Source organism: Nonomuraea sp. NPDC003754 (assembly GCF_053605785.1).
In genome coordinates this window covers 110,246-127,349 of sequence record NZ_JBSGJX010000026.1, presented here as the reverse complement: position 1 = coordinate 127,349, position 17,104 = coordinate 110,246, and the positions used below count along the sequence as shown (strand labels likewise).

General features: G+C 65.4%; 12 protein-coding genes and 2 pseudogenes. 9 read left to right on the top strand and 5 right to left on the bottom strand.

The window, feature by feature from the left end:
• Nucleotides 1-227: 227 nt before the first annotated feature.
• The 3 genes and pseudogenes from ACWEVS_RS29065 to ACWEVS_RS29055 all read left to right on the top strand — a co-directional run bounded on the left by ACWEVS_RS29065 (nt 228) and on the right by ACWEVS_RS29055 (nt 2,243).
• A complete protein-coding gene (locus ACWEVS_RS29065; RefSeq protein ID WP_452554122.1) occupies nt 228-821 on the top strand; it encodes an integrase core domain-containing protein in 594 nt (197 codons plus the stop codon).
• Nucleotides 822-866: 45 nt separating this feature from the next.
• Nucleotides 867-1,313: pseudogene (locus ACWEVS_RS29060) on the top strand (transposase); the annotation flags it as partial.
• A gap of 96 nt (nt 1,314-1,409) precedes the next feature.
• Complete coding sequence (locus ACWEVS_RS29055; RefSeq protein ID WP_452554121.1) at nt 1,410-2,243, top strand: MerR family transcriptional regulator; 834 nt, start codon at nt 1,410-1,412, stop codon at nt 2,241-2,243.
• A gap of 315 nt (nt 2,244-2,558) precedes the next feature.
• On the opposite strand, the pseudogene ACWEVS_RS29050 reads toward ACWEVS_RS29055, so the two are convergent.
• Nucleotides 2,559-2,831, bottom strand: a pseudogene (locus ACWEVS_RS29050) (molybdopterin-dependent oxidoreductase); the annotation flags it as partial.
• Between the two features lie 378 nt (nt 2,832-3,209).
• Between ACWEVS_RS29050 and ACWEVS_RS29045 the strand changes: the two are divergent.
• The 3 genes from ACWEVS_RS29045 (at nt 3,210) to ACWEVS_RS29035 (ending at nt 5,578) form a co-directional block, all read left to right on the top strand.
• Nucleotides 3,210-4,034 carry a serine/threonine-protein kinase gene (locus tag ACWEVS_RS29045; protein ID WP_452554120.1) on the top strand — a complete coding sequence of 275 codons (825 nt, stop codon included), beginning with the start codon at nt 3,210-3,212 and terminating at the stop codon, nt 4,032-4,034.
• On the top strand, nt 3,931-4,968 hold the full coding sequence (locus ACWEVS_RS29040; RefSeq protein WP_452554119.1) for an integrase core domain-containing protein: 1,038 nt from the start codon (nt 3,931-3,933) through the stop codon (nt 4,966-4,968). The genes ACWEVS_RS29045 and ACWEVS_RS29040 overlap by 104 nt, the downstream gene beginning before the upstream one ends.
• 379 nt (nt 4,969-5,347) lie before the next feature.
• Nucleotides 5,348-5,578, top strand: coding sequence for a hypothetical protein (locus tag ACWEVS_RS29035; RefSeq protein ID WP_452554118.1), 231 nt, complete (start codon nt 5,348-5,350; stop codon nt 5,576-5,578).
• Between the two features lie 878 nt (nt 5,579-6,456).
• Here ACWEVS_RS29035 and ACWEVS_RS29030 read toward each other — a convergent pair.
• Together ACWEVS_RS29030 and ACWEVS_RS29025 are read right to left on the bottom strand one after the other, a co-directional pair.
• Nucleotides 6,457-7,527, bottom strand: a complete 1,071-nt coding sequence (locus ACWEVS_RS29030) for a hypothetical protein (protein WP_452554117.1) — start codon at nt 7,525-7,527, stop codon at nt 6,457-6,459.
• Nucleotides 7,528-7,675: 148 nt separating this feature from the next.
• Nucleotides 7,676-13,387, bottom strand: coding sequence for a LamG-like jellyroll fold domain-containing protein (locus ACWEVS_RS29025; protein WP_452554116.1), 5,712 nt, complete (start codon nt 13,385-13,387; stop codon nt 7,676-7,678).
• Nucleotides 13,388-13,761: 374 nt separating this feature from the next.
• Between ACWEVS_RS29025 and ACWEVS_RS29020 the strand changes: the two genes are divergently transcribed.
• The 3 genes from ACWEVS_RS29020 to ACWEVS_RS29010 all read left to right on the top strand — a co-directional run bounded on the left by ACWEVS_RS29020 (nt 13,762) and on the right by ACWEVS_RS29010 (nt 15,132).
• Nucleotides 13,762-14,103 carry a hypothetical protein gene (locus tag ACWEVS_RS29020; RefSeq protein ID WP_452554115.1) on the top strand — a complete coding sequence of 114 codons (342 nt, stop codon included), beginning with the start codon at nt 13,762-13,764 and terminating at the stop codon, nt 14,101-14,103.
• Between the two features lie 115 nt (nt 14,104-14,218).
• Nucleotides 14,219-14,794 (top strand): (R)-mandelonitrile lyase, encoded by a 576-nt coding sequence (locus tag ACWEVS_RS29015; protein WP_452554114.1) that lies wholly within the window; start codon nt 14,219-14,221, stop codon nt 14,792-14,794.
• 86 nt (nt 14,795-14,880) lie between these two features.
• Nucleotides 14,881-15,132 carry a hypothetical protein gene (locus tag ACWEVS_RS29010; RefSeq protein WP_452554113.1) on the top strand — a complete coding sequence of 84 codons (252 nt, stop codon included), beginning with the start codon at nt 14,881-14,883 and terminating at the stop codon, nt 15,130-15,132.
• A 16-nt stretch (nt 15,133-15,148) separates the two neighbouring features.
• Here ACWEVS_RS29010 and ACWEVS_RS29005 read toward each other — a convergent pair whose 3' ends face one another.
• Both ACWEVS_RS29005 and ACWEVS_RS29000 read right to left on the bottom strand, forming a co-directional pair.
• Nucleotides 15,149-15,559: a hypothetical protein gene (locus ACWEVS_RS29005; protein WP_449919301.1), complete on the bottom strand. Its 411-nt coding sequence runs from the start codon at nt 15,557-15,559 to the stop codon at nt 15,149-15,151.
• A 273-nt stretch (nt 15,560-15,832) separates the two neighbouring features.
• Nucleotides 15,833-16,747: a hypothetical protein gene (locus tag ACWEVS_RS29000; RefSeq protein ID WP_452554112.1), complete on the bottom strand. Its 915-nt coding sequence runs from the start codon at nt 16,745-16,747 to the stop codon at nt 15,833-15,835.
• Between the last annotated feature and the right edge of the window lie 357 nt (nt 16,748-17,104).

Sequence of the window (17,104 nt, the reverse complement as noted above, 5' to 3'; positions counted from 1 at the left end):
GAAACGGCGTCACGCCCGTACCTGCCAGCCGAACAGGCGAGGTCGCCCGCCCACGGTCCGCTCCATCCGCGTCCTATCCTGCGACTGGTTCGCGAGAATCCATCGTGGGGATATCGGCGAGTGTACGGCGAGCTCACCGCACTCGGCATCAAGGTCGCTGCGTCGACGGTCTGGGAGATCCTCAAGCAGGAAGGTCTTGATCCGGCGCCCGAGAGGGCGTCCACCACGTGGGCCGACTTCCTGCGCTCGCAGGCCGACGCCCTGTTGGCCTGCGATTTCATCGAGACCTCACCCTCGATGGGCAGCGCCAGTACATCCTGGCAGTCATCGAGCACGCCAGCAGGCGCGTGCGCGTGCTGGGCACCACCGCGCACCCGAACGCGAGCTGGGTCATCCAGGCGATCAAGAATCTCGTGATGGATCTGGACGAGGCGGGCTGCCGGGCGCGCTACCTGACTCGGGACCGGGATGCGAAGTTCCCGGCCCTCATGGATGAGGTCCTGTCCGACGCCGGCGTCCAGACCGTGCTCACCGGTATCCGGATGCCGCGCATGAACGCGGTCATGGAACGATGGGTGCAGTCGTGCCGCCGAGAGCGTCTCGACCGCTGCCTGATCTGGAACGAACGCCACCTACGGCACGCCCTGCGCGAGTACGAAAAGTTCTACAACCAGCACCGAGCCCATCAGGCCCTGGCCCAAGCGGCACCGTTGCGTACCGTGCCAGATCCGATCACCGATCCGAAGCGAATCGCCGACCTGAACATACGCCGACGAGACCTGCTCGGCGGGGTCCTCCACGAGTACTCACATGCCGCTTGAGCTGCGTGGATGGAATTCTCGGCAGGCGCACAGGCGCCCGCGCATGTGCACGCCGACCGGGGCACCTCGATGACCTCCAAGCCGGTCGCGGTGCTGCTGGCCGACATGAACATCGCCCAAAGCCACAGCCGGCCCCGGGTATCCAACGACAACCCCTACTCCGAGGCGCAGTTCCGGACGCTGAAGTACTGCCCGGTCTTCCCCGAGCAGTTCGGGTCTATCGCCCACGCCCGCGCCTTCTGCACCGAGTTCTTCACCTACTACAACCATGAGCATCGGCACTCGGGCATCGGGCTGCACACCCCGGCCTCGGTCCACCTGGGTACCGTCGATCGGATCCGGGCCGAGCGGGCGCGGACGCTTCAGGCTGCCTACGCCGCCAACCCCGGCCGGTTCCGTCGCAAGCCAACTCCGCCCAGCCTGCCCAAGGCCGTCTGGATCAACGAACCCGTCAAGGAGGAAACCAGCTCCGATATAGAACAAGTCGCCTAAAAGGTCTCAAACGGTTTGACAGCTACCGGTACGGCAGCGCCGGACTTACGACCCCGCGCTTGCTGCTGCCCCAAGGGCAGCGGCGACGATGGGCACATGCGAGATCTGATGGTCATTGGGGAGTTCGCCGCGCGTAGCCGACTCAGCCACAAGGCGCTTCGCCTCTATGCGGACAAGGGGTTGCTGAAACCCGCCTACGTCGACCCTCGCTCCCGTATTCGTTTTTATCAGCCTGCGCAGGTGGCGAAGGCTCGGTTGATTACGCTGCTGAGGGCCCTCGGAATGCCTCTGTCCCTCATCGGGTCCGTCCTCTCGGCAGAGGGTGAGCAAGCAGCGAAGCTGGTGGCTGACTACTGGCGGTGCTGTGATCGGGAGCACCGTGCCCGCCAACCTCTCGCAGGTCACATCCAGGACATTCTGCAAGGAAGGGAAGCGCCCATCTATGTGGTTGCCGAACGTGAGGTCCGCCAGCAGAAGGTCGCTTTTGTGCAACAGCATGTGACGGCTGAACGCCTGGAGGCGTTCCTCGGTGAGGTCACGGAGGAGCTGTTTGCGTACCTTCGTACAGCAGATGCATGTCTGTCCGGACCGGTGTTCGCCGTCTATCACGGGCTTGTCGACCAGGACGGCAACGGACCGGTCGAGGTGTGCGTCCCGACGGATTCCCCGATCCAGCCCGCTGGGCGTATCGGTGTGCGTCTGGAGCCGGCGCACCGACAGGCGTTCATCGAGCTGCGCAAGGCACAGAGTGAGTACCCGACGGTGGCGGGGGCCTTCGAGGCGGTGGCCTCGTGGCTCGACAGGCAGGGGCTGCACCCGAGTGCATCCGCGCGTGAGGTCTACTACCCGAACTGGGCGACGGCCGGTGCAGGTGAGCACGTCATGGACGTCGCCGTGCCCTTTCGAGCCCTCACGAGCGCCTCAGCTTGATCTTTGACCTTGTGGTCTGGGCGAGCGCCACGTAGGCAGTTTCGCAGACCGTTCGGTACCAAACCCGCAGGCTGGTGCGGTAACTCTTGAGAACTCGCGCGGCGAGCACGCTGTCGGCGTCGTAGAACGTCCAACAGAATCGTGGCCCGTGCGGTAGATCGAGCGGGTCGCCATTGGGGACCCGAAACAGCGACACCCCGGCGAGCCGGACACGACGCCGACCGCGTCCGCCGCATCGAGGGCGGCTCGTCCACGGTGACGGCGTAGAGACCTACCTCTCGGCTGCCGTAACGACAGTCCGGTCCCCGCTATGCCCTTCACGCCGTGAGAGCGGGCCTCGGCCATGTAGTGCGCATCCGGGGTGCGGGTGACCGGGACGTTCGAGCCCCACAGCATCAGGTAGGCCGCATCCCACCAGTCGGCCGACTCCGGCACGTCGGTCTGGTCGCCGAACATCTGCGGCGAGGCGACCGGCAGGTCGGCGTACCAGTCGTAGAACGACAGCATCGTCCCGCCGATCAGCGAGACGAAGCGGGCTCCGACCGCGTGCGAGGCCATCGACATCGCCAGGATCGGTACCGTACCGGCTCGCAGGTGCCGGCCCAGCTTCAGCAGAGCGTGGCTGACCGGACCGTCCATCCCTGCCATATGTCTGACTCCTCACCATACGGGCGAATCGGGACATGCCCGCCATCGGCGTTTCATGACCAAAAGTCCGCACGGGAAACCCTTTCAGCCAGCGGGAGGAGCGTGACAGAGTCTTTGGTCCCATCCACCGGCCAAAGACAAAGATGACACCTGCCAGCTCTGACCAGGTCAAAGAGAACCTGGCCACGATGGTCGGGCACCAGGTGGCTCTGTCGGCTCGCGAATGGATCTTCAAAGAGACGCCTTTGCTTGCTAGGTTCGGATCATGCCCGTTCCGCGCCGCCATGCTCTGCCGGTGTCCGCTGCGAGGTCGCGGTAATGCCGATGGATCCGTTGCGGCCGGGTGACCCGGCCCGGGTCGGTGACTATGTGCTGTCGGCGCGGCTGGGTGCGGGTGGGATGGGCGAGGTGTTCTTCGGCCGTTCCCTCGGTGGCCGGCCGGTCGCGGTCAAGCTGGTCCATCCGGTGTACGCCGCCGACCGCGAGTTCCGGCCCCGCTTCAAGCGGGAGGTGGAGGCGGCCCGCACTGTCGGCGGCTTCCACACCGCGCCGGTGGTGGACGCCGACCCGGACGCGGACCGGCCGTGGATGGTCACCGCGTATGTGGCAGGCCCCTCCCTCGCCGAGGCGCTCACCGAACACGGCCCGCTCCCGGCGGTGACGCTCCGCGCCCTGGGCGCTGGGCTGGCGGATGCGTTGAAGGCCATCCACAAGGAGGGAGTGATCCACCGGGATTTGAAACCGTCCAATATCCTGCTCGCCGCCGACGGACCCCGGGTCATCGACTTCGGGATCGCCCGCGCCGTCGACGCCTCCGGCGCCACCGCCCGCGTCGGCACGCACGGGTTCATGTCCCCGGAACTGCTGACCGGCCAGGCGCTCACGCCGGCCTGCGATGTGTTCGCTCTCGGCCTGGTGCTGGCCCACGCGGCCGGGGTGCGGCCGTTCGGTGAGGGGCCGGTCGAGGCGCTCAACTACTGGATCGTCCACCAGGACCCCGATCTGACCGGCCTCGATGGCGGCGCTGCGGTTGCTGCCCATGGGCGATCGGGACAAGGACATCGAGATTCTCGCCCTGCGCCACCAAATCAACGTTCTTCACCGGCAGCTCGGCGCCGACGTCCGGGTGAGATTCGCTGCTGAGGACCGGACCTTTCTCGCCGCGCTCCTGGAACCACTGCCTCGTGAAGTTCTGCGCCGACTGCGGCTCCTCGTCCGCCCGGACACCGTTTTGCGCTGGCATCGCGATCTGATGAAGCGGCGTCATGCCCGTACCTGCCGGCCGAACAGGCGAGGTCGCCCGCCCACGGTGCGGTCCATTCGTGTCCTCATCCTGCGACTGGTTCGCGAGAATCCATCGTGGGGGTATCGGCGAGTGCATGGCGAGCTGACCACGCTCGGCATCAAGGTGGCTGCGTTGACGGTCTGGGAGATCCTTAAGCAAGAAGGGCTTGATCCGGCACCTGAGCGGGCGTCGACCACGTGGGCCGACTTCCTGCGCTCGCAGGCCGGCGCTCTGTTGGCCTGCGATTTCATCGAGACCATCACTTTGAACGGGCAGCGCCAGTACATCCTGGCGATCATCGAGCACGCCAGCAGGCGCGTTCGCGTGCTGGGTACCACCGCGCACCCGAACGCGAGCTGGGTCATCCAGGCGGTCACGAATCTCGTGATGGATCTGGAGGACGCGGGCTGCCGGGCGCGCTATCTGATCCGAGACCGAGACGCGAAGTTCCCGCTCCTTATGGACGAGATCCTCGCCGACGCCGGCGTCCAGACCGTGCTCACCGGTATCCGGATGCCGCGCATGAACGCGGTCATGGAGCGATGGGTGCAGTCGTGCCGCCGCGAGCTCCTGGACCGCTGCCTGATCTGGAACGAACGCCACCTACGGCACGCCCTGCGCGAGTACGAAAAGTTCTACTACCAGCACCGAGCCCATCAGGCCCTGGCCCAAGCGGCACCGTTGCGTACCGTGCCAGATCCGATCACCGATCCGAAGCGAATCGCCGACCTGAACATACTCCGGCGAGATCGGCTCGGCGGGGTTCTCCACGAGTACTCACATGCCGCTTGACCTGGATAGATAGAGTTTTCGGCAGGCACACTGCTGGACAACTTGGCCCGCCCCGCTGAAGAGGCTGCGTGGTGTTCTTACGTGAAGCTGCCATTGTGGTGCGCTGATGCACTTCAATGACCCTTCTGCTCCTTGAGGAAGGGCAACCCCTACCTCAAGGGCGTGCTGGGGAGGCCGCCTCAAGCGCCGGCCGCACCGACACCTTCCCGGGCGAGCGCTACCGGCGCATCGCCGAACGCTGCGGCAAGCTCAGAGCACAAGTCGCCGTGACCCGCTCCATGCCCGTGATCACCTGGCCGATCCCGGTACGGCGATCGCGGCACACGCGGCCGAGGCGGGCCGCGAGATCGAAGCCGACCACTATGGCACCAGCCTCGCAGTGGCCGCGACCGAGATCCCCGCCACCACGATCGACGCCATCGCCAGGCGCAACCCGGGCGCCGACCCCGCCGAGATCGTCCCAGTCGGCTGGGCCGCCGCCCGCGACCTGGTCGAGCGCTTCGTCGAGGCCGGGATCACCAAATTCGTCGTACGGCCCGCCACGTTCGTACCCTCAACCGAGCGCTGGCTCGACGGGTTCGCCGACCACCTCATGCCGCTGCAGAACTGAGCACAACCCGGACAAGCCCACGAACGACGCGCGAACGCGGCAAGTCGGCCCGGCCAGCGAAGACAGGCGAGGTCGGTGAGGAACTGCTCGCGGTCGTCGTGTTCGTTCATCGGGCCGACGATGGTGTGTATGAACGGGTAGTTGTCGGGGTTGAGTCCCTGCCACGCCGCTGCTGCGGCACCGGAAAACTCCTCGCGGTCCGCGTCGGGCTCGACCCGTGAGGTGTCCCCGTCGATGTGGGCGTTCTGGCTGACCGCGCCGAGAATGTCGTACACGAGCGTCGAGGCCGCATCGAACCAGCGGGCCTATGGATCCTCACCCTGCCCGACCTACCGGGTTGCGGATGATCTGGAGGGTCAGTCGCGTGGCGAGCCACTGGTGGCCGGCGATCGCGTCGAACAGGGCCAGTGCGACAACGCGGATCTCGTACCCGGGGCGTGGCCGCGGCTCCGGCGGGCCTGGTCGCCGGAGCCGCGATGATGACGTTTTCCGTCAAGGTTTCCGGCAGCCGCCGTGAGCTTCTCGACCCTGCCTCTTATTGCCTCCTATGGAACGAACACCACCTGCGGCAGCCCCTGCGCGAGTACGAACACTTCTATCACCAGCACCGAGCCCATCAAGCCCTCAACGAAGCCGTCCCGCTGCGTCCCGTCCCGGATTCGATCCTGGCCCCCAGAACGAATCATCGACCTGAGTATCCGCCGACGAGACCGGCTCGGCAGCGTCCTCCACGAGTATTCACATACGGCTTGACCTGCATGGATGGAATTTCCGGCAGGCGCAAGCGCCAGGTAGCGGGGAGTTCTGGCTCAGAGCCTTCCTCAACCCCGCGTCAGCCAGCCGTTAAAAGCCCTGGCGGCTTACTCTCAGAAAGTAGATCAGAGGTTGAGGATATGCTGCTGAACGGTCGGCCACTCCGTCCCAAGAGCTTCTTTGGCAAGCTGAAGCGAGGACAGTTTGGGGTTGCTCTGTTCGATCTCTCTAAGCGCGACTCGGATGGCAATCCCAGCCCTCCATCGCAACCTCATGAGCCCAGAGTTCGCAGCGGACGATTCATATTCATTGGTAGCCTGGAGCCAATCGCGACCGAGGCGAAGTGTGCGGTCCATGACCTCTGTGTGGAGCGTCTCCCTGGGGACATGCCCCGAGCCGTAAGCGCTACGGGCCTCTGCAATCTCCGGCCATTCAAAGCCGAATTTCGCGACAAGCAGGTCGATAATCCGGAAGAGAATTTCAGTCTTCTTGCTGTGCGGCCACGTATCCGGTGGATTCGGAATAGTCTGCGGTGAAGCGATGGCATCACCGTGTGCCGAATCGCCGACGCCGACCGGAACGTCGACGTAGACGACCTCGTGGGTTGAATTCAGCCACTCTTCGGTGATGCGGAGCCCTGACCGGGCTTCCAGGATCGCCAGCGCCGCCGCCTTCTGTGCGAGAACGCCAGCAGGACTGTCCTCGGAAAATTGGTGGATGAATTGCAGCTCTTGGCTGAGCGCTTCCGGATTGGTTCCGCCGGCGAGCTCGCGCGAGAAACCTTCGGGGAAGTACGCGACGATATCCCCGTCCTCGGCATACGCAATGGCCTCCCAAGTTCTGCCGCCCCACTCGATTCCCAGCGCCGACGCACCACTGCTCAGAGCGCGGCAATAGTCTCTCAAGGAGGCGGATTCAGAGGACAGGTTGAGGATCGATACCGTCCCGTCTCCTGCGGACCGATGGACAAAGAATGCCACTACCGGACAGTGCAGCGTTATCGGAAGTTCGTATCCGTCTTCTTGGCGAACCTCTGGCGGAGTCCCACCCGCGAGGACTTCGTGGATATCGTCGATCTCAATCGATTGTTGAGCTTTTGGCGTGACGGAGATCCACCACATTCGATCGGATAGCCACTGAGCAGAGCTGGAACGCAGCAAGCGCAGGTAGTAGTTTGTCGCAGCAAGATCGTACATGGTGCCTGATACTACTCCTCGATAAGTCGATCGGGAAGATGGTTCACGCCGAGCCGGCCCGGGAGCGCTGAAGCTTCCGTTTCGGCACCCGGGCCGGCTCAAACAGGGTGTGCTTATCGCTTGACGCTAGAAGGCGTCGCCCGATGCTTTACCGTCTGCGATCATCCCAATCTTGGTATTCCTTGGTGGGATTTCCGCAAAGCTGCTCGATCGGTCGCACGTCGATCTTGGTCTTGAACCGGACGAAGAATGGATCGCCATGCAGGATCCGGTCTCGAAGATAGAATCTCTTGTCGAGTGCGTCACCGGCCTTTTTGTTGTCGTCGTTCGCTATGGGGCAGACGGAGAACTTATTGGGATTGGCCGGCTTGTCGCCGTCCCAGAGCGAGGACCATTCCCATCGCTCATATGTGGAGGCGAAGGGATATTCATCGCATTGACGGGTTTGGTTCTGCGTGTAGTTAACTCCCCAGATCTCTATGCACTTCGGCCGCGTATACTTTCTACGATAGGCGTCGGCGAGGTCGCCCGACAGTCTGTGGAGCCATGCCCTGCTCTTGTCCTCGCCGCCGCATCCCTGGATGATGGTCTTTCCCGCACCTCCTCCGGGACCGACGTAGCCGAGAGGCTTCTCGTAGGTGTCGTTGGGGTCGTTGCAGGCCTTCCAGTAATGCTCGTATGCAGCGTCATAGCCTGAACCGGTGCTGAACACGATCGAGGGGATGGCACTGTCGAAGATGCAGCCACCATCGCCGGCGATGTAGCTGGCGCTGTCGCATCGAACAATGGTGCGATCCTCGAGCGGCTTCCCTGAGAGCGAGTAATAGCCTTGGATGCCCGGCCAGGTCGGCCAGTTCACATACGTTCGGAAACCGTCAATCGTCACGGCCTCCACGTTTTCCTTCTCTTCCGTCTTTGCGGGAGTTCCGTTGTCGTGCACTTCCCAGATAAGCGTCCGCTTTGGATCCGCCTTTTCCTTGGGGCAGCGTAGCCGGAACCGCGCAGTACTGCCGTCCCAGCTATTTATCGACTTGGTGCGATAATTGACGTTCGGGCTACCCCCAAATTCGGTTACGTGCTGGCATCGAGTGCCCACCGGATTCACGCCGATCGTCATTTGGCGCGAACCGATGCCTACGTTATAGATGTCGTCGAGCTTATTATCCAGGTAATAGACGTCAACCACGATGTCTCGTGATGTGGCGCCCTTTGCTTCATCCGCGCCCAGGCTGCCCTTGCCGTGGAAGGTCTGGACAATGGTCATCACCTTCCCCTTCGCCTGGCAGTAGGTGATGCGGCAGCTAGGGGTGGAGGTGTCTATCGCCGTAACGTCGCCGATGGAGCACCAGGAATAGTGGTTTTTGATCCAGCCCTCCGGACGGCCGGCTTTGGCGATTTCTTTCTTGCAGTCGTCCGGGGTTATACGATCGAATTCATAGATCGGGATCGGGTCGTCCGCGGCTGGCGCGCTCTGGACGACGGTGTTGTCGGATTCACGCTGGGCCGGGCGAGTATCAGCAGGGGTGGCTGCAGTGATCCTCACGCTGATGGTGTGCCAACCAGTCCAGGCGCCGTTGGCGCCAGGGGCGGTCGCGCGGGCGCGCCACCTCACCAAATCGCCGTCTCCCAGCCGCCCACCGGGAACCTGCAGCGTCACGCGGGAGTCGGCGCGCTTGGCGGTGGCCTGACCTGACCAGACCAGTTGCTTGCCCTCGGCGGTCTCGTCCGTCTTGCCGGACTTGCTGGCCTTGGCGTGGATGCGGGAGATTTCCATCTCCACTTTCGCCTCGCCGTCGCGCTGGGCGGGCAGCCAGGTGGTCAGGCGGGGGGTGAGGGTGGAGGCGACGGTGACGCCGTCCATGGTGCGGCTGTCGTCGACCGTCAGCTTCGCGATCCCGGCGTGGTCTGCGGTAGCCGTGTTCAGCCTTGCCACTGTGCTGGTCGCCGCGGCGCCGACGGGGGTGTTCATGTCGGTTTGGATTTCGGACGCGGTCTGGACGCGGTTGTAGATGCGCACGTCGTCGATCAGGCCGCTGTAGAACTCGTCCAACCAGATACTGTTGCCGCCGAGGCGTAGCGCACCGCCGTTGTCGGCGAGGTTGCCGGTCATCGGTGTCTGGTCGATCTGGGTACCGTTGAGGTACAGGGTGACGATGGTGCCGTTGTAGGTGACGGCCAGGTGGCTCCATTGGTTGAGTGGCAGCGGATCGTCGCCCACCACTGACTTGGAGGTGGTGGCGTTCTCCAGCCAGCCCAAGGGTTCGCCGCCGTAGGAGGCGTACAGGCCGTAGGAGTGGCCGTTGGTGTTCTCTTTCGACAGTACGGTGCGGTAGCCGGCCACTGTGGCCGGCTGGACCCACGCCGAGAATGTCAGTGTGTTCGTCAAGCGCAGCGACTGGGCATGCGGGACGGTGACCCAGCTGGAGGTGCCGTTGAAGGACAGGGCCTTGCCGTGCTTGCCGCTGGCCCAGGTGGTGTCGGTGGCGGCTCCGGTGTTGTGCTGTCCGGAGGAGTCGCCGACGGTGGTGCCCGTGCCCTCGTCCATGCCGTACGCGGCCACCAGGCCCGGGGTCGCCGGCGGGGCGGTGACGGTGGCCGAGGCCTCGTTGGAGGACGGGCTGAGGTTGCCGGCCGCGTCGGCGGCTCGGACCCGGTAGTAGTACGTCCCCGCCGCCAGGCCCGCGTCGGTGAACGTGGTGGCCGGCGACGAGCCGACCTGGTTCGCGGCCGACGGGGTGAAGGCCGGCGTGGTGGAGCGGTGGACGGTGTAGGCGGTCACGCCCACGTTGTCGGTCGAGGCCGTCCAGGTGAGCTGCGCGTTGCCGGGGCCGCCGGTCGCGGTGAGCGAGCCGGGCGCGTTCGGTGCCTGGGTGTCCGGCGACGGCGTCCTGCCGATCGGGGTGGTCATGTCGGTCTGGATCTCGGTGGTGGTCTGCGCGCGGTTGTAGATGCGCACCTCGTCGATCAGTCCGCTGAAGTACTCGCCCCATATCTGGTTGCCGCCGATGCGCAGCGGGCTGCCGTCGTCATACAGGTTGTCGCTGAACGGAATCTGGTTGACCTGCTGGCCGTTGACGAACAACCGCAGGTACGTGCCGTCGTAGGTGAGCGCCAAGTGGCTCCAGGTGTTGACCGGCAACGGGGAGGTACCGGCTACGGACGAGACGGCCTCCGGCTCAGGCTGCGCCCAACCAGAGGGGACCGAGTCGCCGTTGGCGGCGTACAGGGTGTACGAGACGCCTCCCTCGCTCAGCTCCTTGCCCACCACGGGGCTCCAGTTGGCCACCGAGGCCGGGTTGACCCAGGCCGACAGCGTCATCCCGCTCTCCAAGCGCAGCGAGGCGGCGTCCTGGGCGGTCACCCAGCTGGAGGTGCCGTTGAACAGCAGCGCTTTGCCGTACTTTCCGTTCTGCCACGAGGTGGCAGTGGCTGTTCCGGTGTTGTTGTGGCCAGAGGAGTCGCTCACGCTCGTCCCGACACCCTCATCCATGCCGTACGCCGCCACGAGCCCGCTCGGTGGTTTCGCACCCGTGGTGAACGACCAGCTGTACGGCACCGCCAGGGAGTTGCCCGCGAGGTCCTTCGCGCTGGCCACCTCGGCGGTGTAGGTGGAAGCCTCAGCGAACGGCTGTTCAGGAGTGAAGGTGAGCACTCGGTCGGTGGTATCCATCACCGATGATCCAGCAATCGCAGCTCCGCCGGAGTCCTTCATCGTGAACTGAGCGTCAGTGACCACTTCGCTGAATGTCACTGTGACCGGGGTGGTGACTGGAACATCGGTGGCCGCGGCCACCGGGCTCACCGAAGATACCGCCGGTGGCGTGCCGTCAGTCGTGAACGACCAGGAGTACGAGGGCATCGCGTTGCCCGCCGCATCCTCGACCCCACTCAGCTGGGCAACGTAAACCGACCCCGGCGTCAAGGACGTTGCTGGAGTGAATCCAACGAAATCCGCAGCCTGGCCGGTAATCTTGCTTCCGAGGACAGCGTTTCCCGCGGAGTCCTTGAGGGTTATCTCCGCCTTCGATACGTCTTCGCTCAACACAGCCCAGACATCAAGCTTGGTCGCCGTGTTGGTTGCATCTCTGGCGGGCGATGTTGTCACGACGCTTGGCGGAGCTGCATCAGGCTGTGGTTCCTCGACAGGCGCAGGACCGTTCAGAAGATCCTCTGCCGACGTGGAGATGTCCTGGCCGGAACGGAGCCTGAGCTCCGAGGCCTTCTCCCACGAAACATCTTCAGGGCTTGGAAGAGCAGTCGTAGAGCGTCCCTTCGCTGGGTCGTCCGCGAAGGCGCGAATCTCATCCGCCGTCGTCGGATGGGGCTCTCCGGGATAAAGCCAATATCCAATGTTCGGCACCGGCGGTGGAGGCGCTTCGAAGTCAACGGTGAGGATGGGCGGGTGGAGTTGCCCCTTGCACTCCTCCAGCGGGGTGCTCCTACAGCCGCCTGCCTCGTCGGTCCGGTAGCGGCGCCAGTTGGTGGTGTCCGACTCGCTGCCGGCGGTGAGCTGGACGCCGTAGTTGGAGGCACCGTCCGACCATGCCTGGACGATCTCGTCGATCGAGTAGACCAGGTCCCATTCCTTGCCCGCCCAGCTCGCGGCTCCGCTGGTGCAGTTGGGGCTGTAGGCGGCGCCCTCGGTGATCTGGCCCGTTGAGGTGACCGACGGCTGGCTGTTCCACGTCATGGTCGCCTCGTCCCAGGGCGACGTGACCTGCCGGGTGGTGATCCCGGAGCCGATGTAGGTCCCGCAGTCGTTGGACAGGTGATTCCACAGGATCAGGTCGGCGTTCTGTACCTTGAGGCCGCGGAACTCGGCGGGCATGTCGGGGAACTTGATGTAGCTGCGCCAGCGGACGGTGCCGCTGTTGGACTTGCCGACCAGGATCCGGTCCAGGGTGAAGTTGTCCCAGCTGTCCGGGTAATCGGCGTTGTTGACGAAGGTGTCCCAGCCCTGCTTGGGCAGGCCGCCGGCGCCGGTGTGGGTCTCCCACCAGTCGGCTGCCACGGCCGCCATGGTCACGGGATAGGTGACCGCAGGGTTGGCCAGGAACGCGGCATCTGGGGCGAACACCAGCGATTTGCCGTCGTCATCGAGGCTGATCGCGGCTTTGCCGACCTTGCCTTCGTCGATGGGGGCGTAGGCGTCGGCGGCCGTGGCGTCCTGCAGGAGCGTCGGCCGCAGCTCGGTCAGCGTCTTGCCGTCCTTGCCCACGATGACGGGCCTGCCCTGCGCGTTCTTGCCGAAGGAGAGCCCAGCGGGCAGTGCCACCGGCATTTTGAAGGTGACCGGACCGCTGGGCCGTTCGGTGATGACGACCTGCTGTCGGAAACCGGTCGCGGTCGCGGTCACCCGAAGGTCGCGGCCCTTGCCATAGGCGCCGGGGTAAGTGGCGGTATTGCCCTTCAGCTGCGGCTCAGGTAGTGCCAAGGGTGTGCTGATCTTCGCCGTGGCGTCGTCCGCCGCTGCCTCGGCGCCGGTCGCCTGGCTCTTGAGCAGGGTCTTGTCCCGGCCCGCGGACAGAATGAGGTCGCCGAGCGTGGCCTTGGGCTTGATGGCGCCGTCCGCCTTGACGAGGGTGGTGTCGATCGGCGTGAAACCCTTGCCGTCGGCGTTCCTCTTCCGGATCGGCTGGGCGCTGGACTCCATCCGGATCGTCTTGCCGTCCGGGTTGGCGTAGAAGGTGGTGCTCTCCGAGCCCATCGACTCGACCTCGACGCGTCGGTTCTCCTTCTTGGCCTGCGCCAGCGCTTTTTCGGTCGGCGTCGCGGGGGTGCTCGGGGGTGATGTCGTGGGGGGTGGGGTGGGGCTCTGCGCGATCGCGGGCGCGCTCATCATCGAGAGCGGCAACGTCACAGCCGCGATCAGGGCAGCGCGCCGGCGCGTCCGGTTGGATAAACCGGACGCTGGTCGTGATGTGTTCACTCGGACCCTTCGAGGATAAAAGCGACAAAACGGAGTGATCATCACATGAGGTCGAACTAAAAGTAAAGATCGTTTTCAGTGACGGATGAAACGCGTGCCGTCAGCTGACCGCAGCCCATCGGCCCCGTCCCCCGACTTCAACCCGGCGGCGGTGCTGGAGATGCCGGCCACTGCCCGGCCCAAGGCGCTGGTATGGACCGGGGGACCGGGTCGAGGAATGGCATCGTGAGTTCCGTGACTATCGCACGGCGGAGAGGGCGCGGCGCGGTGGCCGGAGGGTCGATCCGATCGATGCCTATGTCCGGGTGTCGCGTCCGTCGTCGGTGATGGTGTGGACGCCGGAGCAGACCAAGCTGTTTCTGGAGGAGGCCGGGAGACATCGGCTGTTCGCCTTGTATCGGCTGATCACGCTTCGAGGGCTACGACGCGGGGAGGCGTACGGGCTGCGTTGGAAGGACGTCGATCTCGACCAGGGATCCGCGCGTATCGCCTGGCAGTTGGTGCAGTTGGCGGGGCAGATTCACGAGGGCAGGCCCAAGACCGATGCCTCGATGCGTACCATCGCGCTGGATGCCGAGACGGTCGGGATCTTGCGGGCGCACAGGCGGCGCCAGCAGGAGGAACGGCTCGCGGCGGGGGAGGCGTGAAAGGAGACCGGGTTTGTGTTCACCCAACCGGATGGGGATCGGCTGCACCCGCAGCACGTGTCCGACCAGTTCTTGTGGTTGGCCTATCTGGCGGGGTTGCCGCCGGTCCGGCTGCATGATCTCCGGCCTGGGCCGGGCCACCGACAACGGCGTCACCGAGGCCGAGCTGATCGAAGCGATCACCCACCTGGCCTTCTACGCCGGCTGGCCCCGCGCCATGTCCGCCATGACGGTCGCCAAAGATCTCTTTCGCGCCCGACCGGCCCGTCCTGCGAAAGGAACAAACATCATGGAGCTGCTGAAGCGGCCCGCCACCGGCAAGCTGCCGGCCGAGTGGTTCACCGGCGACGTCTTCGCCGACGTCATCTACCGAGGCCACGACGCCTCCGCGATGCGGGCGAACGCTGTGCACTTCACGCCCGGCGCCCGCACTGCCTGGCACTCCCACGGCAGGGGCCAGGCCCTGTACATCGTGGAGGGGATCGCCCTGATCCAGTCCCGAGGCGGCCCGATCCTCCGAGCCCACCCCGGGCAGGTCATCTGGACTCCGCCCGGTGAAGAGCACTGGCACGGCGCCGCCCCCGACCAGTTCATGACGCACATCGCCCTGTGGGAAGGCGATGAGGTCACCTGGCTCGACCACGTCACCGACGCCGAATACACCAGCCCTCCCACCGACCACCCCACCTGAGATCCCCGGCCACCCGACCTTGGACGGCCTGGGGCAGCAGGCCCCCGCGACCGGAACCGACCGAATCGAGCAAGGGAGTATCCGCCATGCGTGGAGCCATCCTGTACGGCCCCCGAGACATGCGCGTCGAGGACCGTGACGCGCCGAAGCTCCTCAAGCCCACCGACGCGATCACCCGCACCTTCGCCACCTGCCTGTGCGGGTCCGACCTGTGGGACCATCGCGGCATCAACCCCGTCAAAGACCCCGCCCCCATCGGCCACGAGGCGTGCGGCACCCGCCGAGACGACGAGACTTCGGCGGTGCCAACCCGATTGCGCGCTGTCGTGGTGGTGTGAGCCGATTATCCGTAGGTCACGGACCTGAGACGGTCTGGAGGGTACCGCCACTGGCGAACCAGTTGACTGGACATGCCGCGATCGACACCGGATATGGGATGTTCGTCACCCAAGCGCCATAGACCGTCCGGCGGCTTCCGTCTTCCCGTGCGCAGTAGGCGACGGCGCGGTACCCGTCGACGCCGGGGTAGGTAATCGTGCCGCACTTGCCCTGCCAGCCATCATAGTTATTCCACTGTCCGCTCCAGCAACCAGACGGTGCGGCTTGGGCAGCAGCCGCGGGCAGCACCAGCGTTGCCGAGACCCCCAGCGCCGCGGTGGCCAGCACGCGTAACGCGATTGAACGTATACGCATCTTGTTGCCTAATCGAGCGGTGTTCTTCACGCCATCTCCCTCGTCTACGTATACGGCATCCACCGTGATCATTCCTGATCTTCGTCGATGCTCCCGATCTTGAGCAAGGTGTCTGAAGTGCTATACCGCCGTACCCGGAGAACATCCCGTGGGTGGCCATGACCCAGCGGAGCCGTCATTGGTAGCTGACCTGGCGTTTCATCGGGTCTTCGTTCCGGCGCGCAGTGCTGCGTCGACCGTGCTCTCCAACGCCTTGCACAGAGTGCGGGTACGGAAGTCGGAGGAGACGCAGGTGTAGCCCTGCTGACCGCTCCGGATCTCGATCACTCCTGAGGAGGCCGTCGGTCAGGACCTGAAGAAGTCGACGACGTCGTCCCCGTACGGGTCCCGCGCCGTCCCACCGGCACGCGGAGCCTTGATGGCGGTGGCATTGACGTTCCAGCTGAACCGGGTGGCCACCGCCACCGACTGCATCGGATACCCCTCGCCCGGCCGCCAGATCGCCTGCACGACGATGGGTCTGCCGGACAGGTCGGTCGAGATCCCCCAGTGCAGGGTGATCCGGCTGTACTTGGGATTCAGCCGCCCGCCGAGCATCTGATTGAACGGCTTCGACACCTTGAACAGCTGCCCGAACGTGGTCGTGCCGCGGTAGCCCCAGGTCTTGACGGCCCGGTTGTCGGCGTCGCGGAGGGTCGGGCCCGACTTGCTGCTGGACGCCGAGGCGACCAGGGCTTTGAGCGTGCCGAGGTCGAAGACGTCGATGATCTGGTCGCCGTACAGTGCCGCGCCACCGGCCGCGCTGCCGAGCCGCACCCACGACTTCCCGCCGTAGGCCGGCCCCGCGCCGTACAGCACGCCGCCGACGCCGCGTACCTTGTGGGCCGCCGAGCCGACCTTGGCGAGGTCGGCCGCCCGGCGGTCACCACCCGCGGCGTCATCCCGCAGGAGCTGCAGGTGGCACTCACCGAGCGGCATCGACCGCGTCACGTCGGCGGCGATCACCCCGCCCCGGCCCAGCTGGGCCACGCCCGTCAGGTGGGGGTCACCGCTGCCACCCCGGCACGCGCCGCGTGGCATCTCGCGGAACCGGGGATCGTACGGCCAGTCAGCCGCGGTGTGCTGCACGACCTTCACCGACTGACTGTGGGCCTGCAGCCGCTGCACCGCCGCGACCACATCGACGGCCGCCGCGGTCTGGGCAGGAGCCGGCACGGTCGCCAGTCCCACCACACCCGCCATCGTCACTGTCCAGCTCATGGGAAGTGATCATGCCATAGGCCCGTGCTCGCCCCGCCCGCTAGTGATCATGGTGCGACGCCGCGCAACCACACCGAAGCACCCACCTCTGCGCCGACAGCGCCGCGCAAGACGGCACCGCAGGCTCTGGACCAACTTTCCAGAGGGCCGCGACAGGCTGTTTCGAGCGATGCGATCGCCGCAGGGCGGATGACCGTGCCCAGCGTGGGTGTCCTGTCTCAGAGGGCGCCGGGCGCGCAACTCCGAGGGCTCCTGCCCTGCGTGACCTGGCCACCTCCGACCTGGTGCACGCGCGCATTCGACGGCCTCGCCAAGGCCGTCTCGGGCACGGGCTTCGCTTCCGCGCAGGCAGGGCTG